Genomic DNA, 16050 nt, shown 5'->3' with positions numbered 1-16050 from the left:
AGCAGCCATCGCCGAGGCCATCAACAATGTGAACACCACGCTCCAGAGCAAGCTCGCCCTCATCGAGGCGACCATCAAGGCACAGACCCTCTCGCTCGAAGCAAAGCTCGGTCTTATCGAAGCAGCCATCAAGGCGTTGCCCGACTACAGCTCGCAACTCGCTGCCATCCAGACGGCCATCGAGAACCTGCCAGACTACGGCGACAAGATCGCTGCCATCGAAGCCGCCATCAAGGCGATGCCGAACTACAACGACAAGTTCGACGCCGTGGTTGCCGCCCTCAATGCCATGAAGGCGCAAGTTGAAACTCTTGGGCAGACACAAGAAGGTGTTAAGACAGAAATTAATAATACCGCTACAGCTATCAATAAACTTATTGAACAAGTTCAAAAAGGAGATGCAGCCGCAGCCAGTGCACTCAAAGATATTGTCAAGAAGCTCGAAGAACTGAAGGAAAAGATTGGCTCAGGCAGTTCTGGTGGCTCAGGCGGTTCTGGTGGTGGAACAGGTAATGAGGATGATGAGTATGGTGATGATATAGACTTCAATAACGTTTCGTTTGCTAACCTTGTAGAATCTATTGACAGGATGAATACAAAGGGCTTCGAACTCCATGAGGGTATATTCTTCTTCAAGACGAATGAAGGAAGAATTGGAAAGGCTATAATCACTTCCGAAAGGACTCACGTGCAGAATCTGCTGGACGACAGTAGCAGGTTCCTATTGCATTATGTGCTTTATGAGACAAACGGAAAGGTGTGCGCGAAGAAAACTATTTTTAGAGAGACTGTTCATGGTGTAGGGCATCCCGATGATTTAAAGGAAATTGACATCGATTTAGATACTGGTGTAGAGGGAGGCTTTGGAGTTGATTTCCATTTCTCAATAGGTGTTAAGCATTATTCTTATGACCACATTGGTTATGATGTAATAAATAAGGTTAAGATAACCACTAAGAATAATGCAAAGGCTGTGATTTATCTTAAACGCTGATTAATATCTTTGATGTTCCAAGGTATCATGGAGTCAACGACTGACTGATGACAACCTGATACTATTGGACATAAAAAAACACTTGGCAGGTTGGGAAATTCAATCGCAGAATTGTATAAATAGGTATCGCTCGAAGGGTGGATTCCATAAGCAAGAGCAATGCCATTCACTCAAAAACCTCCCCTCCCGCCCCCGAAAGCGGCGGGAGAGGAATATAAGCCTTTCGAACCGTCAGCGAAGGGAAGGCAAGATAAAAACAACTGACAACTCAAAACATTCAACAACAATGAAAACAAAACAATTCTTTGCGAACGCGGCAAGCAAGGCGCTTGCCCTTGCAGCAACAGTGATGATGATGAGCATGGCGTTCAGCGCCTGCTCGAGTGACAATGACGACCCGAAGCCCGACCCGGAACCCGAGCTCAAGGCCAACACCGTTACCTTCGACGGCGTGGAAAAGCCCGTGCTCTCTGCCGAATACAGAAATGAGGGTGGTGGCAACTACTACCTCTACCTCAATCTCAATGCCGACGGTTCGGAATATATCATCCTTGCGGTAAACCAGTCGCTCCACATCACCGGTACGCCCGTCAAACTCACCCAAAAACAGAACTACTCATGGTCTTGGGAGGTATCTTACGTGACGTCGGAAGGTAAATATCCCTTCTATGCATCCGGCAAGCTCACAGAAACCGAACTCCCCGTGTTTACTACCGGCACGCTCACCGTCAGCGGCTCGCCCATCGGAACCATCAATATCAAGCTCGTGAACGGACGCGTAAAAGGCGAAGACGGTAAGGAGCACACCTTCACCGCCAGCTACAGCGGCACGATGAAGGAATTTCAGTCTTAATCCCCCCTCTCCCCTCCGGTTCGTACCGTAGGAAGCCGGGGAACGGAGAGAGGCACAGGGCAACATTCAAAAACAATTCAACCCAACGCCCAGGCCCTTGACACGGCGTTGCTCTGAAAAGAGATTCAGCAGGGGGGCACTTTATTACATGGTAAAAATAAATCGAATCACCGTATTATCGACCGCCATGGTGCTGGCCCTTACCTTTGCCACACCTGCCCAGGCGCAGTTTGGCGGCATTCTGAAGAAAGCCAAAGACGCAGTGAAAGAGAAAGCGAAGGAAAAGGTTGAGGAAGCCAAAGAAAAGGTAGTGAACAAGGCTGCTAACGCCGTTGACAATACTGTAGGAAAAGACAAGAATAAGCCTGCGAACGAAACTGCGAACAAGGCTGCGGACAAGACCGAGAACAAGACTGCGAACAAAGCAGCAGGCAACACGGATGAGTCGATAGATACGTATTTCTTCGTCAACGGCAGCAACCTGAGCAAGAGCGGCGCATACAACAAGCTCATCAACCTTTACAAGCAGAACTTCAAGCCTTCGAAAGAGGCAGTGGCCAATGAGCCGTTTGCCAGCGACGAGAGCGTGCCGAGCGGCTTCTCGAAGTCGTACAAGCAGATGTATGCCGCCTACGAGCATCTCGACCCGAAGCTCTTTCCATTGCAGCCCTACTACAAGTATCCCACCTTCTATGCCCTTGGCAAAGACCGGCTTATTTATCCGCTGGCCTACTATCTCGACATGATCAAGATGTTTCTCACTGCCCCGATGGGCTATGAGGGCTATGAGAAACTGGGCATCGTGGGCTACAATGCAACGAAGAACCCAGAACTCGTTTCGGCCGACGGACAGAAACTGGCCATGCAGGTAGACGAGCTGTTTCGCTATCCCATGGCGGCACGCTTCTTTGCCGACCCCAATTGCAAGAACTCGGTATGGGCACTGGGCATGCTGCTTGCCTACGAAAGCACCCGCGTAACGGCGGTGAAAGAGTATGCCGTGAAGGGCAATACGGGCGTTGCCGACGCGAAGGCAGGCTTGATGTTTCCCTATGCCGCCGGGGTGTCGCCCTACGACCGCGAGGTGCTGATGCGCGATGTGGCGTGTGTGGCAGTAGACATTAACCTCATTGCTGCAACCGTGAACGATTTCTATGAAATGGTTGAAACCTCGAAAGAGCCGCATCTGAAGGTGCTGTATATGCTTGCCGGCAACGAGATGTACAAGCACATACTGACCAAGCACAAGGACTACGAACGCAACAAGAGCAAGTTCAACAGTCAGCTGATGGCTTACACCCGCTACAACAATACGCCCGAATACGCAGAGATAGTCAATGCGGCAGTGGTGACGCCCGAACCTCCCACAATGGTCCTGAAGGCAGGAGCGATGGACAGGCAGCTGAACGCACAGGTGCTGAGCATAGCCAAGCAGAAGGTGCCGGGCACGCTCCGCGTGGTGGTTATCAACGAAGCGTGGAAGGTTCACTACAACGGCACTGTACCTACCGATCGCGCTGTGCGGGCATGGGTGGTTTACCGCAACAAGAAGGGCAAGCTCGAAGCCCACGACTACAGCTTCTGCCAGGACTATCAAGGCGGTGGCAAATATGGAGCAATGCGTTATAAGGGCGTGGGCATGCAGACGGTATATGTAAAACAGTGACGAAGCCGAAATAACATCAGCCATCGAGGGGGCGGAAACGCAACAAACAAAGCAACGCCTTCGGTACCTCACTCGTAGGGTGCGACGATACCCCACGAGTGACCTGCCGAGATACCCCACGGGTGGGGTGCAAAAGGCACGATTGCAGAACAAAAACGATAAATCAATTAACAGAAAACAGCAATGATAGAATATTAACTCACAATATTATGGAACGACTGACGCAATCACCCAAATTGGAGATAATCCTCTCCGCACAATCCCCCGACGAGGTATGTCGCGCCGCCGAGGACTTCCGCACGGAAATCCTTGCCATGAGCAAAACGGAGATCTCCCTGACAGCAACGTACCGCACATTGCGTTACACCGCCTGCCATCTACTTGCCCTGAACAGAACTTGTCGGAAAGGCAGCATGGCAGAAAAAAACTGAAAGAACTTTCGGACATCGTCGCCATCGAGCTGGAACTCCTCGACATGCGTATCAAAGGGCTGCTGCCGACAGCGAACACCGTCCTTGCCTCTCCTGCCAAGAAGTTCCGCTGGACGGGAAAGGTCGTGGATTTGGTGGAACTGCTCTATGCTCTCGACACCTGCGACTGTATCGACAACGGAGAAATCGGTGTGGAGGAACTGGCAGACGCTTTTTCCGACATCTTCGGCGTGGAAATCAAGAACTGCTACAACGTCTATATGAACATGAAGCGCCGTAAGGACGACAGCCGCACCTATTTCCTTGACGAACTCCGGGAGAAACTCAACAAGCGGATGGTGGAAAGCGACCTGAAAGGCGGAAAATTCAAGAAACGGTAAATGAAACAAAGGGAGATACTCCAAACCAGGAATATCTCCCTTCATTTATTTTCTGCAACTATCGGTTGCAGAAGTTCTTCTAATCTCTCAAAATATAGATTGTAATTTCTCCAGCCCTCAGTTGGAGAAATTACCACCTCTTACCGAAATGCCCTTATTACCCGACACACAGCCCACAGACAGGTGAAAGGAGCGGTAAAAACTCCGATGATAACAAAGAGGAGGAGTTTGAAGATATAGTAAAATACCCACTGCCCGTTTGTTCCGGCAATCATTTTATAGGGAATGAACTTTTCCACGAAGAGGTAGCCCGACCATATCGCCATCAGCACATATCCGGACATACCTCTCATATCCTCAAAACCTTTGGTCGCTAAGAAATTCCATCTGAAACCTATGACAAACAAGGTGATGAGAAATAACAGGCTGAAGATGCTTCGCCAAATCTCACTACGTTTTCTTTTCTGAAAACAAGGTGTACAGAGTATCGGCTGATACCTTTCCGCACATTCGGAACACAGTCCTTTCCCGCAATCGGAACATTGGGCTACCGCCGGTTCTTGGGTATGATTAAAACAGTTTATAGTGTAATTATTTAGCGTTTTCAAAAATACAAAAATCCCGTCTTAGAGCCAAGAAAAACAGCCATTATTTCTTGGTATTGAGCAGTTTGGAAAGTTCTGGGTCATCGGAAATTCGTTGCAACTCCCGTTCCACGATGTCCCGCACCTCAGTCTTCACTCGGTCATAGTTCGCCTTAATCTCCTGTTCCATCATATCTTCGCCATCTTCATTTGTGAAGTCCGTCAGAACAGGTATCAGACGATAGGATGCCGTTTCCCTTGCCACCCTCGCATTGTCCACCACAATCTCACAGTGGAATATTTTCTGCTCGATGCGTTCGGAGAAATTATCGGCGACTGCTCCTACGAACATTCCCTGTGTGAGCGTGGAAATCTTACTCTGTGGGATAAGGCTGTCCATCTGCGTGGATATGGAGGTCGTTTTGTCGCTGCGGGTGATACTCATACTCTGTCGCTTTTGAAGCACCTTTCCGAAACGCTCCGACAAAGTCTTTGCCGTCTCGCCGACCACCTGTCCGGAGAAAATGTTTCCGACAGTATTCATCACTACAGCAGCTTCCTTGTCTCCATAATCGCGCTTCAGTTGCGAAAAGTCCTGAAAGCCCAAGCATACCGCCACCTTGTTGCTTCGTGCGGTGGCAATCAAGTTGTCCAACCCCTTGAAATAGATGGTGGGTAGCTCGTCGATGAGCACGGAACTTTTCAGCATCCCTTTCTTATTGATGAGCTTGACGATACGCGAATTATACAATCCCAATGCCGCTCCGTAGATATTCTGTCTGTCAGGATTGTTTCCTACGCATAGGATTTTAGGCTCCTTGGGATTATTGATATCGAGTGTGAAATCATCTCCTGTCATAATCCAATAGAGCTGCGGACTGATCATCCTTGACAAGGGTATCTTGGCGGAGGCTATCTGCCCTTGCAACTGGTCAGCCGCCCCTCCGAGCCAAGCGTCCATAAAAGGAGAAAGGTAATTCTCCAATTCGGGATAAGAGGTAAGAATGGGAAATATATCCTCGTATTTGCGGCAGAGAAACTCAATGGCGTGCGGAAAAGTACAATACTTACCTCCCTCAAAGATGCGAAGATACCAAATAATGGCGGCAAAGAGTACGATGGGCGATTCCACGAAGAAATCACCCTGCTTCTGTACCCACGTCTTGTTAAGGTTGAGCATGATGGTGTACGCCGACTCGTAGGCATCTGAAATGTCGCTCATGAAATCGGGGTGTATCGGATTGCAGCGGTGCGACCGACGAGGGTCGTCGAAGTTGATCACGTAAAACTTCGGTTTGACCTTATATCCTTTCGAGTGATGCAGCAGATGGTTGTAAACAATCGTGGAGAGGTCGGGATACTTGAAGTCGTAGCAGTAGATGGCAAAACCTTTTTCGATTTGCTGCTTGATAAAATTATTGATGATGGCATAGGACTTACCACTGCCCGGCGTTCCCAAGACGGAGACCGCACGGAAAGGATTGACCACGTTTATCCAGCCCCTGTTCCATGTCTTGCGGTAATAGAATCGGGTCGGCAGATTGACCGAGTACTCGTTTTCCAAAAGTCTTGTCTCCTGCATAAAGGATTCATTCTCTTGATTGAAGACATCCTCCATCAGGTTGTTCTTCAAGAGTCGGCTCATATAGAGTCCCGCCATCAGCAGACAAACATAGCCTACGGTTATCGTAAAAGTATAGAGAGCCGTATTCGCCTCTATGGGCAGTGGCAAGGCAAGTATCCACCAATTGAGGAAGAAAAAGACAAAGCCGGCGCCCATGAATGCCCATATCTTCGACCAAGTGATATGCTCCTCTTTCACGCCCTTTGTACCCAAACAGGAAAGCCCCATCAGTACCAGCGCAAAGAGCTTGGTGTAAAGCATATTTCCGAACAGCCCCGCCGTGCGGTGGAAATTCATCAGTATCCTGTCCACCACACCGATGTTCAGCCCCCATAGTTTGATGGCTTCATAGCAATACCAATAGAGATGGGCAACCACCAGTATGATACTTACGGCACGCAGAAAATCCATGATTTTCGCCAGTGCTCTCAAATCGTCTTCTTGTTGTGACATAATCTTTCTGTTTTTAGAGTTTACGTTGTTTTCTTTTCTTGCGCTGCATCCGTCTGCGGAACTGTTCTTCCTCCCAATCCGTTCCGTGTGTCTCCAAGGACAGGTCAAGTAAACCGCCCAAGACGGAATCTCCGTCCGAAGTCTGAGTTTGGGGAATACTGCCTTTCTCACTCTGCTGTATAGGAGCAGACAGTTCGGGATGCGGACGGTCGAACCACTCGGCAACGGCGTTTGCCGAAAGTTCCTTGCCCAATCGTGAGCCATTGACCACACAGCCGTTGTTCTGGTCTATGAAGGTGATACCATAGAGCCGTCCCTGTTCGTTCTCACGGAAGAGTACATCAATACCCTTGTGATGGAGATTCGTTCGAAAATCCTCTTTGGTAGCAGAACGTCTCAATGCTCCGGCTACGACTTCTTTGGTCTTGGGGGCAAGATGCTTTTCTTTCAGTTTCTCCTTTGAAGTCTTGAAGCTTTTTTGCAAGGCTTCATATCCGACAGCCTTCCCGAAAAGGGAGGACTTGAAAGGATTAACCACCTTCTTACCTTTATCATCGGTAGCAAAATAGACCAATCCGTTATAGGGCTTTCCATACATTTCCCCCTTGACCTCTTCCACACATATATTATAGGTGGAAAGCAAGGCGCGGTATTCCTTAAAGCTCGGACAGTGATAAAATTTGACCGCCGGTTTGGTGACTGAAGCCAGTTGCTTTTTAAGGTTTCCTTCTTCGAGACAGACTTTCTGCAAGCGAAACGCTTCCTTGAATTGCTTCTTGTCGGCAGGATGCAATCCATACCTTTGCTCCATCTCCCGTGTGATATGCTTACTCTTGTAGAAGTTATTGCCATCGTTAATCTTCCGTCCCGTCTCATCCACTGCCAAGGTCACGATGTGCAGGTGATGCCGGTCTATATCCTCATGCTTATAGACCACGAAAGGCTGATTGCCATAGCCCATCCTCTCGATATACTCCAATGCAATGGCGGAGAACTGTTCATCGGAGAGTCTGTCATCGGGATGCGGGTTCAAGGAGATATGAATAACGGGCTTTTTCGTGCGAATTTGGCTTGGCATATATGCCATAAAGTCTTGCATGCAAGCAGTAATATCATGCCCACCATCGGCAGGACAGAACACCTTATTCGTCTCCAAGATCTTTGCTACACCTTCGTTTACCTTCTCTCCATTGTACGCCAATGCCCCATATAGTGAGCTTCCGTAACTTATTTTTGCGACCATTTTTCTTGAAATTCTCGGGTTAATTGCACAATTTCCCCTCCGATGACCGCCAATTCGAGTGTCATTTTCTCCAACTTGGCGAGCATCGCAAAGGCTTTCTTCTCCGTAAAATTGCTTTTCAAAGCGACTACAGTTTGATTATAATTCACTCCGACACTGCGAAATTGTCCGTACAAAGTCGTCAGTTTCTGATAATAATCGAGCAACGAGCGATCGACTTTTATCACTCGGAATGTCTCATTAAAGATTCTTGCTTTGATGAAAGCCGACTGACTTTGTACACCAGCCGTTTCTTTCATGGAGAGGAATTCGGCAAATTCCATCGCCGTAAAATTGACTGAAACCCGTTTTTCGGTCTTCACTTTGGAGCTTATGCTCCGCATCTTCTTCATTTTCATTTCTTACTTTGGATTTTAGTGTTTCACGACATCACCGGCATTTGAGGCATCGCATTCTCTCTTCCAAGAAAAAACGACTTCGGAGTTTTTTCAGCCCTCTGCAAGAGCAAGGGTTTTATGCTGCAAAAACGGAGTCGTGCTGCATAAAACATACCTTGCTATTTGCTCCGGCGCAAATAAATCCGTCCGTGAAGGACGGAAGTCGAGTCCCTCAAAAAAGAACGCTTTATGCCTCGAAGACTTCGGCTTACCGCTTGGGTGCAAAGTTACTAAGCGTTGTGCCTAAATCACTTACCTCTTACGGAGCAACAAATACGCAAATCGAAGCCACAAGTACGCAGTTAGCAAAAAGGGCAGAAACAAGGGGATAAAGGCTTCTATATTTGCCCCGTCAAACAGGTGTTTGCAGGTTGGTGGACATACCTGCCTGCCCAAGTCTGAAAACCTGTCCGCAGCCATTTGAACAGACAATTACGGAAATGGAAATAGGAATGAGAATGTGTACAAGTTATTGCACCCGTCACCCCTCACACCCTTGCGCAAGGGTACAAGTGTGGACATATGGATGGGTGGACGTGTGCAAGTATGCCTCCCGTCATATAGCTCCACCCTTATACAGGGAGGGACATATCCCGAAAGGCGGGTCTATGTTCCCTTATTGGAATACCTTACCATATGCCTGTCCGAGGATTTATTCCCTCACGGACTTATTTCCACATCCGCCTTTTCAAGGAAACAAGCCAAGGCGTGCATGCGCCTTTCCACACATATATGTAGAACCATTAAACAGAAAATGAAATGAAAAAGAAACCTGTTTTCATTGCCTTCTCCACCCAGAAGGGCGGTGTCGGCAAAACGACCTTTACGGTCTTGACGGCAAGTTACCTGCACTATGCCTGCGGGTATAACCTTATTGTGGTGGATTGCGACTATCCGCAATTCAGCATCAATGCCATGCGTCAGCGTGACGCACAGGGCGTGGATCGCAACCCCGCGCTGCAAGAATTGGCAGCCACCCAATTCTCCGAGTTGCAAAAGCCCACGTACACCATACTTTGTGCCACGGCAGAGGCAGCCGTGGATACGGTTAGGGAGTATCTGGAAACGCATGAGCCGGATACGGATTTCGTCTTTTTTGACCTGCCCGGAACCATCAACAATGACGGTGTGCTGACCACCCTCTCCGGTATGGATTACATTTTCACCCCCATCTCCGCCGACCGTATTTCCTTGGAAAGCACGCTGAGCTTTTCTGCCATCATCAAGGAGGCGATAACCGACAATACAGACACCGCCAACAAAGGGATTTACCTCTTTTGGAATATGGTGGACGGAAGAGAGAAAACACCTCTTTATGCGATGTATGAAAAAGTCATTGCCGAGTTGGGACTTCCGGTCTTGAAGACGGCAGTCCCCAATACGACCCGCTACAAAAAGGAAGTGATGGATGAGGGTACGACCCTCTTCCGTTCGACCATCTTTCCCGCCTCCCGCACGCTGCTTAGAGGCAGTCGTCTGAAAGAGCTTGTGGAGGAAATCCTGTCCATCGTAAAACCTGAAGCATATGGTAGGAAAGAATAAAGGGGCGATAGATCCCGTCGCTATCCGGGAACTGATTTCACAGGGTATCCCGATGAAAAAGAAAGAGAGCGAGATGATCCCCTCTCCCGGCATTGAAGAGGTGGATGAGTCTGTTTCGGAAACACAGAAAGAGGCTTTGGAAGAACCACAACTACCCATCCGAACACGTCGCAAGAATCCCGCCAAAGGAGATTACATCTCACTCTTCATGCACCGCAATGACCTGTATGACCGCAAGGCAATCTACATCTCCAAAGAGTTGCAGGACAAACTGTCGGAAATCGTCCTCTTCATCCGAAAGAGGGAGATGACATTGGGCATGTACGTGGAAAACATCCTTCTCAAACATTTGGAGGACTACAAGGAAGAAATCAACCGATTAAGTGAAAAGAACTTCAAGAAATTATTGTGATATGAAACAGAAAACAAACCGACCAATGGCAGGCAAAGAGTCCTGCAGAGAACGAAAAAGCGTCTCTTCAAAAGTAACCATCCGTAACTCCACCACGCTCATCGAACATTCTGAGGGACACTCTACAGGTCTCCTTCAGGAAGAGAAGAGCGATTACGAAACCACCTTTCTGCAACCCCTTAACATCGGAGACCGAAAGGGCGTGTTCATTTCCAAAAAGACACAGGAAGAGATTTCCGAAATCGTCTATGTGGCAGCCGCAGGCAAACTGACGATTGGGGCATTCGTAGAACATATTCTCCGGCATCACTTAGAGAGTCACCGTGATGAGATAGACGCCTTGTTTGAGCAACAGTTCCGTAAACGTTTCGAGCGATGAAGCAGGTGATTGTCATTCTGCTGTCGGTCGGCTTAGCCTATCTCGGCAGCGTGCAGGTCACCCGCTTCCTGTACGGACGCTATCGGAGTGCCGTGAGACTCTATCGTGACTTGCGGCTCTTTTTCCGGGAACGGGGCAAGGGGAAATTCGTCGTTACCATCCGCATCCCCAAAAAGGAATCCTCCCAAGAGGAGAATATCCTTTTAGCCGAGTTGCCCATTGAAGAAGAGCAACAAGAACAGATGCCTGAAACGGGAATATCGGAAGAGAGCTCTCCTTTCATCCCCGAAGAGGAAGAGGATTATGTATTGGAGGAAGTCCAAGGTGAAAGCCACTCTCTTTCGGAAAGCATCACCGTGGAAGAACTGCAACAAATGGGCAATGTCCTCTCCTGTAAGAATACCCCGATAGAGGAAGCAGCGAAAGCTGCCGAAACCATCTATAAGATACACGACTCCCCGATGTTCCAAGCGATTAAGAAAGCGGCCGGGGAACGTGTCCGCGAACTGCTGGAGCGCGTTGCCGAAGAAGCTCCGAAAGAGGTTCAGTCAGGCAACTTCGATTACAAACGATTTATCAAGACATAGTATTCACCCGTTCAAAGCAAAGAGAAAATATGAGTAAGCCCATCTATCTTGCCATCGCTTCCCCCAAGGGAGGTGTCGGCAAAACCTCGCTTACGGTACTTTCCGCAAGCATTCTGTATTACCACAGAGGATGCAATGTCGCTGTCGTGGATTGCAACCATCCCGTCTATACCATCGCCCGTCTGCGACATCAAGAGTCGGAAGACCTGAATCATCAAAGGCTGATGCGCCTGAAACATCGGACAGCCTATGCCCCTTATCCGATTATCTGCACTCCGGTGCGGGAAGCCCTGAGGCGAGTGGAGCAACACTGTGTGGACAGCCATCCTCTATGCATTCTTTTCGACCTCCCTCCATTGATGCGTACCGAAGGGACGGTGGAACTGCTTTCAGCAATGGATGCCGTCGTCTTTCCCGTTACGAGCAGTCCGATGGATATGGAAGCCGTCCGCCATTTCATAGACATTTTGGGAGAGCAGATACTGACGATGGGCAAGGGCAATATCAGAGAACTTTACCTGCTTCGCAATATGATAGAGGCTTGGGAACGTGAGGATGCCGACGAACGCTGTCGCACCCTTGCCGATGAAATGGGAGCCCTCTTGATGCAGACCTCATTGAGCCACTCCCGTTTGTATCGTCCGCTGCTTTCCGAACGCAGAAGAGGGGTATGCACCCTCTTCCCACTCCACGGAGGGAAGTTGAGCAGGCTCTGTATTGAGTTAGGCGATGAACTTCACGAAATCCTGCAACGCCTATGTACCGAATAGTCCTTGTCCTTCTCTTGCTCTACCTTTTGTGGTTGCTTCTTTTTCTCTTGTATGAGGGGAAAAGAAGAAAGAAGGGAACACCCCCAAAAGAGCCTTGTCAAACGGTCCATGAAGCCGAAATCATCGGTAAGAGTCGCTTTAAGATAAGCCACTCGACGCCACAAGTGCGCAGTTATCCAAAAGGCGAGGCGGAAGCAAAAAAGGATTCTACATTTGCCCTCGAAAACGAACAAGAGCCATCGGAAGAGCCGGATGATCTGCCCGACATAGACGAGATTCCTTTAGTGTATGAGTCTTCGGATGCTCCATCCTTTGAAGAAGAGGAAGATGAAGAACTTCCCGTATCGGGAAAAAGCGAATATGCCACGGGAATTGATTTCGAACGGGTGCTGGAAGCCTTGTCGGTCATACACCGAAATGCCTCTTCCATAGCGGAGCGACAAAGATCCGGTGAGACATTGACCGAATTGGAAGGCACTCGTCTGATGGAAACACTCCGAAGCGACAAAGTTCGTTCTTCCACGATAGACGATATTGTCCGCAACCGTTTTGAAGAGCTTTATGTTCCCTCTGACGGCAGGGACAAAGAGTAACAAACCCATTAAAAAGTCAAAGACGATGAAAGAAAAAGAGTACGGCTGACCCCAAGAGAGCCACCACCGAAATCCGAAAGTAACAACAGTATTCACCCGTTGGGAGGACCTATCCAATCCTCTCGGCACAAAACAAGAATGATTTATGACCAAGAAACATTTTCTTTTCGCAGCCGTTCTGCTGCTTTCCTCCTATTCCGCCTTTGCCCAGGGCAACGGCATGGCAGGTATCAATGAAGCCACAAAGATGGTAACAAGCTATTTTGATCCAGGCACAAAGCTTATCTATGCCATCGGTGCCGTAGTAGGTCTGATTGGAGGCATTAAAGTGTACAACAAGTTCGTGCGACGTGAAGTTGCGTAAGTGATTGTGTAACATCCTGATTACACCTCCAGTCCCGTCTGGAGTAGCCTACGGACACGTGCATGGGGAGTAATTCCTTTGTATGAAGCTGTCCCGACAAGGTAGCCTTTCCGAAAGGAGGAGACTGAACCGCGAGGGGAAGTCAACGGCTGATAATACCATTCAGCACGAGGAGCTTGGCTTAGCGGTATGGTCAACGAAAGTGAACTGTCCGATAAACATCGTAAAGTATAGCGAGCCAAAGGTATTGACAGGCTCGAACCAAAAAGGTAAGCAGTCGGCTGTTCCCTTGAATTTTGGGGACACACGGACATGAAGCACTGCCGGTGGAATAGACAGGACCTAACCCGCTTATTTGTCACTTATGTAAAACACGGTAAGCCCGTATCTCTCCCATCTTAATGGGTAAGCAAACCGTAAGGTGAGCCTACATGGGGTGCGGGTATAGGAAAGCGGAAAAAGCGAATGCCGTTCTGTAATGGAACGGATACGGATTGAGCCTCGGTCACGTGTGGCAAGGGCGACATCATCCGACACGAAAGTGGGCAGACTTCCGTATGGTAACACTTTACAAAATAGTTTACAGAACTTTTAAAGCAAGGAATGCAAATGAACAAGACGAAAGAATTGTGTGCGCCTGAAAACAGAAACCTCCACACACTCTGGTCGGAAATCGACTGGACACGGGCGGAGATGTATGTTCAAAAGCTGCAAGCACGTATTGTAAAGGCTCAGAGGGAAGGCAGACATAACAAGGTGAAAGCCTTGCAATGGACGTTTACCCACTCGTTCTACGCCAAGGCATTGGCTGTAAAGCGAGTTACTACCAACAAAGGTAAAGACACCGCAGGCGTTGACAAGGCTGTATGGTCATCACCGCTTGCGAAAGCCAAAGCCATCGGTTCACTCAAACGCCGTGGTTACCAACCGCAACCACTACGCAGGGTGAACATCGAGAAGAAAAACGGCAAACTACGCCCCTTGGGCATACCGACAATGAAAGACAGGGCTATGCTGGCTCTCTATCTCATGGCACTCGACCCGATTGCAGAGACCACGGGTGACACCCACTCATACGGTTTCCGCAAGCACAGATGCACTCATGATGCCATAGAGTAATGCTTCATCCTGCTCTCTCGGACGTGTGTGCCAGAATGGATACTCGAGGGAGACATCAAAGGCTGCTTCGACCACATCAGCCACGAGTGGCTTCTCAACAATATCCCAACGGACAAGGAGATACTGCGAAAATGGCTCAAATGCGGGTTCGTATTCAATGGCGAACTTTTCCCCACGGAAGAGGGTACGCCACAAGGAGGCATCATTTTGCCGACCCTCGCAAACATGGCTCTTGACGGCTTACAATCGCTTTTGGAAAATTGTGTCAGAAAATATCAGGTGAACTACAAGAAAATCGTTCCCAAAATACATCTGGTACGCTATACAGACGACTTCATCGTAACGGCAAAGGACAGAGAGACCATTGAAACGGTCATCCTGCCACTCGTGCGCAATTTCATGGCGGAGCGTGGATTGACACTGTCGGAAGAAAAGACGAAAATCACACATATCAGTGAGGGTTTTGACTTCCTCGGTTTCAATATCCGCAAATTCCCCAACAACACACTGCTCACACAGCCGTCAGGCGATGCCAAGAAACGCTTCTGCGACAAAATCCGCAAGGTGATAGAAAGCAACAAGACAGTCAAACAGCATTCACTCATCAAAATGTTGAACTCGATTATAACGGGCTGGGGCAACTACTATAAATATGGTACGTCCGCAGAGACATTTCATCGGGTGGATTGGGAAATTCATCGAAAACTATGGCAATGGGCAAGACGCAGACATTCAAACAAGAGTAAGGGTTGGATTAAGGATAAATATTTCAAGACCGTAAACGGACGGAAATGGCGTTTTGTGGCAGATATGGAGGAACGCTCGAAGATGCGTCAAATCACATTAGCATGTCTTCCTGACATTCATCATGAAAAGTTCGCCAAGGTCAGACACTACGCAAATCCCTATGACCCTGCCGATAAATCCTACTACGAATGGCGTGAGACCTATCGTATGAAGCAAACGCTCAAGGGCAGAGAAAGCCTCGTGAGGATTTGGAAAAGGCAGAACAGAACATGCCCTTTCTGTGGTGAACGTATAGACAGGGGGAGACCTTGGAGTATAACCGAAAGTATCATCGGGGGCAAAAAGGATTACAAACTTGTCCATACATCTTGCAAAACAAAAATGTCTAAACTTAAAATTGGTAGAAAATGAGACACTTGAATGAATATCAACATCATTTACGTGTGTTGCTTGAGCCGTATGATGCGAAAGTATCACGTACGGTTCTTAGAGGGGAAAGCCCCAGCAATGGGGCTGACCTACTCGACTCAAGTGGTGACCCCGATACGAGCAAGACCGCAGCCTCTTGGTTCGGTGCGTGTATCTTCTTGATTGTAGCTGCCACTATCCTGAGAAGTTTCTTCCTGTAAGGCGATGGCAGCATTTGAAATCAACAAGGGTGTAGGCCGGACGGTAGAGTTCAAGGGCTTAAAGGCGCAGTACCTCTTCCTCTTTGCAGGAGGGTTGCTGGCAGTCTTCATTCTCGTGGTCATTCTTTATCTCTATGGAGTCAGCCAAGTAACCTGTCTGGTCATAGGTGTAGTGGGTGCCAGCCTTGTGGTATGGCAAACGTTCACCATGAACAGAAAGTACGGGCAGTACGGACTGATGAA

16 protein-coding genes and 3 pseudogenes are annotated in these 16050 nt (G+C 48.6%); 15 read left to right on the top strand and 4 right to left on the bottom strand.

The genetic code is table 11. The annotated features are described in order from the left end of the window. From HMPREF2983_RS14275 to HMPREF2983_RS04970, 4 genes and pseudogenes are all read left to right on the top strand, one after another. Nucleotides 1–994: pseudogene (locus HMPREF2983_RS14275) on the top strand (hypothetical protein); the annotation flags it as partial. 286 nt (nucleotides 995–1280) lie between these two features. Beyond that, complete coding sequence (locus HMPREF2983_RS04980; protein ID WP_070667235.1) at nucleotides 1281–1847, top strand: hypothetical protein; 567 nt, start codon at nucleotides 1281–1283, stop codon at nucleotides 1845–1847. A 148-nt stretch (nucleotides 1848–1995) separates the two neighbouring features. Next, nucleotides 1996–3513, top strand: a complete 1518-nt coding sequence (locus tag HMPREF2983_RS04975; protein ID WP_070667233.1) for a hypothetical protein — start codon at nucleotides 1996–1998, stop codon at nucleotides 3511–3513. Nucleotides 3514–3988: 475 nt separating this feature from the next. Next, nucleotides 3989–4324, top strand: a complete 336-nt coding sequence (locus tag HMPREF2983_RS04970) for an RteC domain-containing protein (RefSeq protein ID WP_070667238.1) — start codon at nucleotides 3989–3991, stop codon at nucleotides 4322–4324. 140 nt (nucleotides 4325–4464) lie between these two features. Here the strand turns inward: HMPREF2983_RS04970 and HMPREF2983_RS14270 are convergent, their stop codons facing one another. From HMPREF2983_RS14270 to mobA, 4 genes are all read right to left on the bottom strand, one after another. Next, nucleotides 4465–4668 (bottom strand): permease of the drug/metabolite transporter, encoded by a 204-nt coding sequence (locus tag HMPREF2983_RS14270; protein ID WP_246829353.1) that lies wholly within the window; start codon nucleotides 4666–4668, stop codon nucleotides 4465–4467. A gap of 304 nt (nucleotides 4669–4972) precedes the next feature. Next, the gene (mobC, locus tag HMPREF2983_RS04960; RefSeq protein WP_070667231.1) at nucleotides 4973–6985 is read right to left on the bottom strand and encodes a conjugal transfer protein MobC; all 2013 of its coding nucleotides are present in this window, start codon (nucleotides 6983–6985) and stop codon (nucleotides 4973–4975) included. Nucleotides 6986–6998: 13 nt separating this feature from the next. Continuing rightward, nucleotides 6999–8228, bottom strand: a complete 1230-nt coding sequence (gene mobB / locus HMPREF2983_RS04955) for a conjugal transfer protein MobB (RefSeq protein WP_070667229.1) — start codon at nucleotides 8226–8228, stop codon at nucleotides 6999–7001. Beyond that, the gene (mobA, locus tag HMPREF2983_RS04950; RefSeq protein WP_070667227.1) at nucleotides 8213–8626 is read right to left on the bottom strand and encodes a conjugal transfer protein MobA; all 414 of its coding nucleotides are present in this window, start codon (nucleotides 8624–8626) and stop codon (nucleotides 8213–8215) included. The genes mobB and mobA overlap by 16 nt, the downstream gene beginning before the upstream one ends. 798 nt (nucleotides 8627–9424) lie before the next feature. Here mobA and HMPREF2983_RS04945 point away from each other — a divergent pair. From HMPREF2983_RS04945 to HMPREF2983_RS04900, 11 genes and pseudogenes are all read left to right on the top strand, one after another. Next, the gene (locus HMPREF2983_RS04945; protein ID WP_070667225.1) at nucleotides 9425–10207 is read left to right on the top strand and encodes a ParA family protein; all 783 of its coding nucleotides are present in this window, start codon (nucleotides 9425–9427) and stop codon (nucleotides 10205–10207) included. Beyond that, nucleotides 10191–10619: a DUF3408 domain-containing protein gene (locus HMPREF2983_RS04940; protein WP_070667223.1), complete on the top strand. Its 429-nt coding sequence runs from the start codon at nucleotides 10191–10193 to the stop codon at nucleotides 10617–10619. Before HMPREF2983_RS04945 ends, HMPREF2983_RS04940 begins: the two co-directional genes overlap by 17 nt. A 25-nt stretch (nucleotides 10620–10644) precedes the next feature. After that, a complete protein-coding gene (locus HMPREF2983_RS04935) occupies nucleotides 10645–10998 on the top strand; it encodes a DUF3408 domain-containing protein (protein WP_039422504.1) in 354 nt (117 codons plus the stop codon). Then, nucleotides 10995–11585, top strand: a complete 591-nt coding sequence (locus HMPREF2983_RS04930; RefSeq protein ID WP_070667214.1) for a hypothetical protein — start codon at nucleotides 10995–10997, stop codon at nucleotides 11583–11585. Before HMPREF2983_RS04935 ends, HMPREF2983_RS04930 begins: the two co-directional genes overlap by 4 nt. Before the next feature lie 29 nt (nucleotides 11586–11614). After that, entirely contained in the window at nucleotides 11615–12355 is a 741-nt protein-coding gene (locus HMPREF2983_RS04925) for a ParA family protein (protein ID WP_070667212.1), read from the top strand. After that, nucleotides 12343–12948 carry a conjugal transfer protein gene (locus HMPREF2983_RS04920; protein WP_070667210.1) on the top strand — a complete coding sequence of 202 codons (606 nt, stop codon included), beginning with the start codon at nucleotides 12343–12345 and terminating at the stop codon, nucleotides 12946–12948. The genes HMPREF2983_RS04925 and HMPREF2983_RS04920 overlap by 13 nt, the downstream gene beginning before the upstream one ends. A gap of 145 nt (nucleotides 12949–13093) precedes the next feature. Further along, nucleotides 13094–13291, top strand: a pseudogene (locus HMPREF2983_RS04915) (DUF4134 domain-containing protein); the annotation flags it as partial. A 103-nt stretch (nucleotides 13292–13394) separates the two neighbouring features. Further along, nucleotides 13395–13628, top strand: a complete 234-nt coding sequence (locus HMPREF2983_RS13970) for a hypothetical protein (protein ID WP_070667207.1) — start codon at nucleotides 13395–13397, stop codon at nucleotides 13626–13628. A 293-nt stretch (nucleotides 13629–13921) separates the two neighbouring features. Beyond that, nucleotides 13922–15589 (top strand): annotated as a pseudogene (gene ltrA, locus HMPREF2983_RS04905) (group II intron reverse transcriptase/maturase). Next, nucleotides 15586–15807: a DUF4134 family protein gene (locus HMPREF2983_RS14490; protein WP_050776220.1), complete on the top strand. Its 222-nt coding sequence runs from the start codon at nucleotides 15586–15588 to the stop codon at nucleotides 15805–15807. Before ltrA ends, HMPREF2983_RS14490 begins: the two are co-directional and overlap by 4 nt. A 4-nt stretch (nucleotides 15808–15811) precedes the next feature. Further along, the coding region (locus HMPREF2983_RS04900) for a DUF4133 domain-containing protein (RefSeq protein WP_070667204.1) at nucleotides 15812–16050 on the top strand (239 nt) is incomplete at its 3' end.

The sequence above is a fragment of the Prevotella sp. HMSC077E09 genome (assembly GCF_001814685.1).
GTDB lineage: Bacteria > Bacteroidota > Bacteroidia > Bacteroidales > Bacteroidaceae > Prevotella > Prevotella oris.
Note: the sequence above shows the minus strand (reverse complement) of the source record. Positions and strands in the feature narration are given on the sequence as shown.

Bases quoted from the DNA above. Each gene is read 5' to 3' on its own strand.
- HMPREF2983_RS04920 (WP_070667210.1), top strand. From the start codon at position 12,343: ATGTACCGAATAGTCCTTGTCCTTCTCTTGCTCTACCTTTTGTGGTTG.
- HMPREF2983_RS04975 (WP_070667233.1), top strand. From the start codon at position 1,996: ATGGTAAAAATAAATCGAATCACCGTATTATCGACCGCCATGGTGCTG.
- HMPREF2983_RS14490 (WP_050776220.1), top strand. From the start codon at position 15,586: ATGAGACACTTGAATGAATATCAACATCATTTACGTGTGTTGCTTGAG.
- HMPREF2983_RS14270 (WP_246829353.1), bottom strand. From the start codon at position 4,668: ATGTCCGGATATGTGCTGATGGCGATATGGTCGGGCTACCTCTTCGTG.
- HMPREF2983_RS04980 (WP_070667235.1), top strand. From the start codon at position 1,281: ATGAAAACAAAACAATTCTTTGCGAACGCGGCAAGCAAGGCGCTTGCC.
- mobC (WP_070667231.1), bottom strand. From the start codon at position 6,985: ATGTCACAACAAGAAGACGATTTGAGAGCACTGGCGAAAATCATGGAT.
- HMPREF2983_RS13970 (WP_070667207.1), top strand. From the start codon at position 13,395: ATGAAGCTGTCCCGACAAGGTAGCCTTTCCGAAAGGAGGAGACTGAAC.
- HMPREF2983_RS04940 (WP_070667223.1), top strand. From the start codon at position 10,191: ATGGTAGGAAAGAATAAAGGGGCGATAGATCCCGTCGCTATCCGGGAA.
- HMPREF2983_RS04945 (WP_070667225.1), top strand. From the start codon at position 9,425: ATGAAAAAGAAACCTGTTTTCATTGCCTTCTCCACCCAGAAGGGCGGT.
- mobB (WP_070667229.1), bottom strand. From the start codon at position 8,228: ATGGTCGCAAAAATAAGTTACGGAAGCTCACTATATGGGGCATTGGCG.
- HMPREF2983_RS04935 (WP_039422504.1), top strand. From the start codon at position 10,645: ATGGCAGGCAAAGAGTCCTGCAGAGAACGAAAAAGCGTCTCTTCAAAA.
- HMPREF2983_RS04925 (WP_070667212.1), top strand. From the start codon at position 11,615: ATGAGTAAGCCCATCTATCTTGCCATCGCTTCCCCCAAGGGAGGTGTC.
- mobA (WP_070667227.1), bottom strand. From the start codon at position 8,626: ATGAAAATGAAGAAGATGCGGAGCATAAGCTCCAAAGTGAAGACCGAA.
- HMPREF2983_RS04930 (WP_070667214.1), top strand. From the start codon at position 10,995: ATGAAGCAGGTGATTGTCATTCTGCTGTCGGTCGGCTTAGCCTATCTC.
- HMPREF2983_RS04970 (WP_070667238.1), top strand. From the start codon at position 3,989: ATGCGTATCAAAGGGCTGCTGCCGACAGCGAACACCGTCCTTGCCTCT.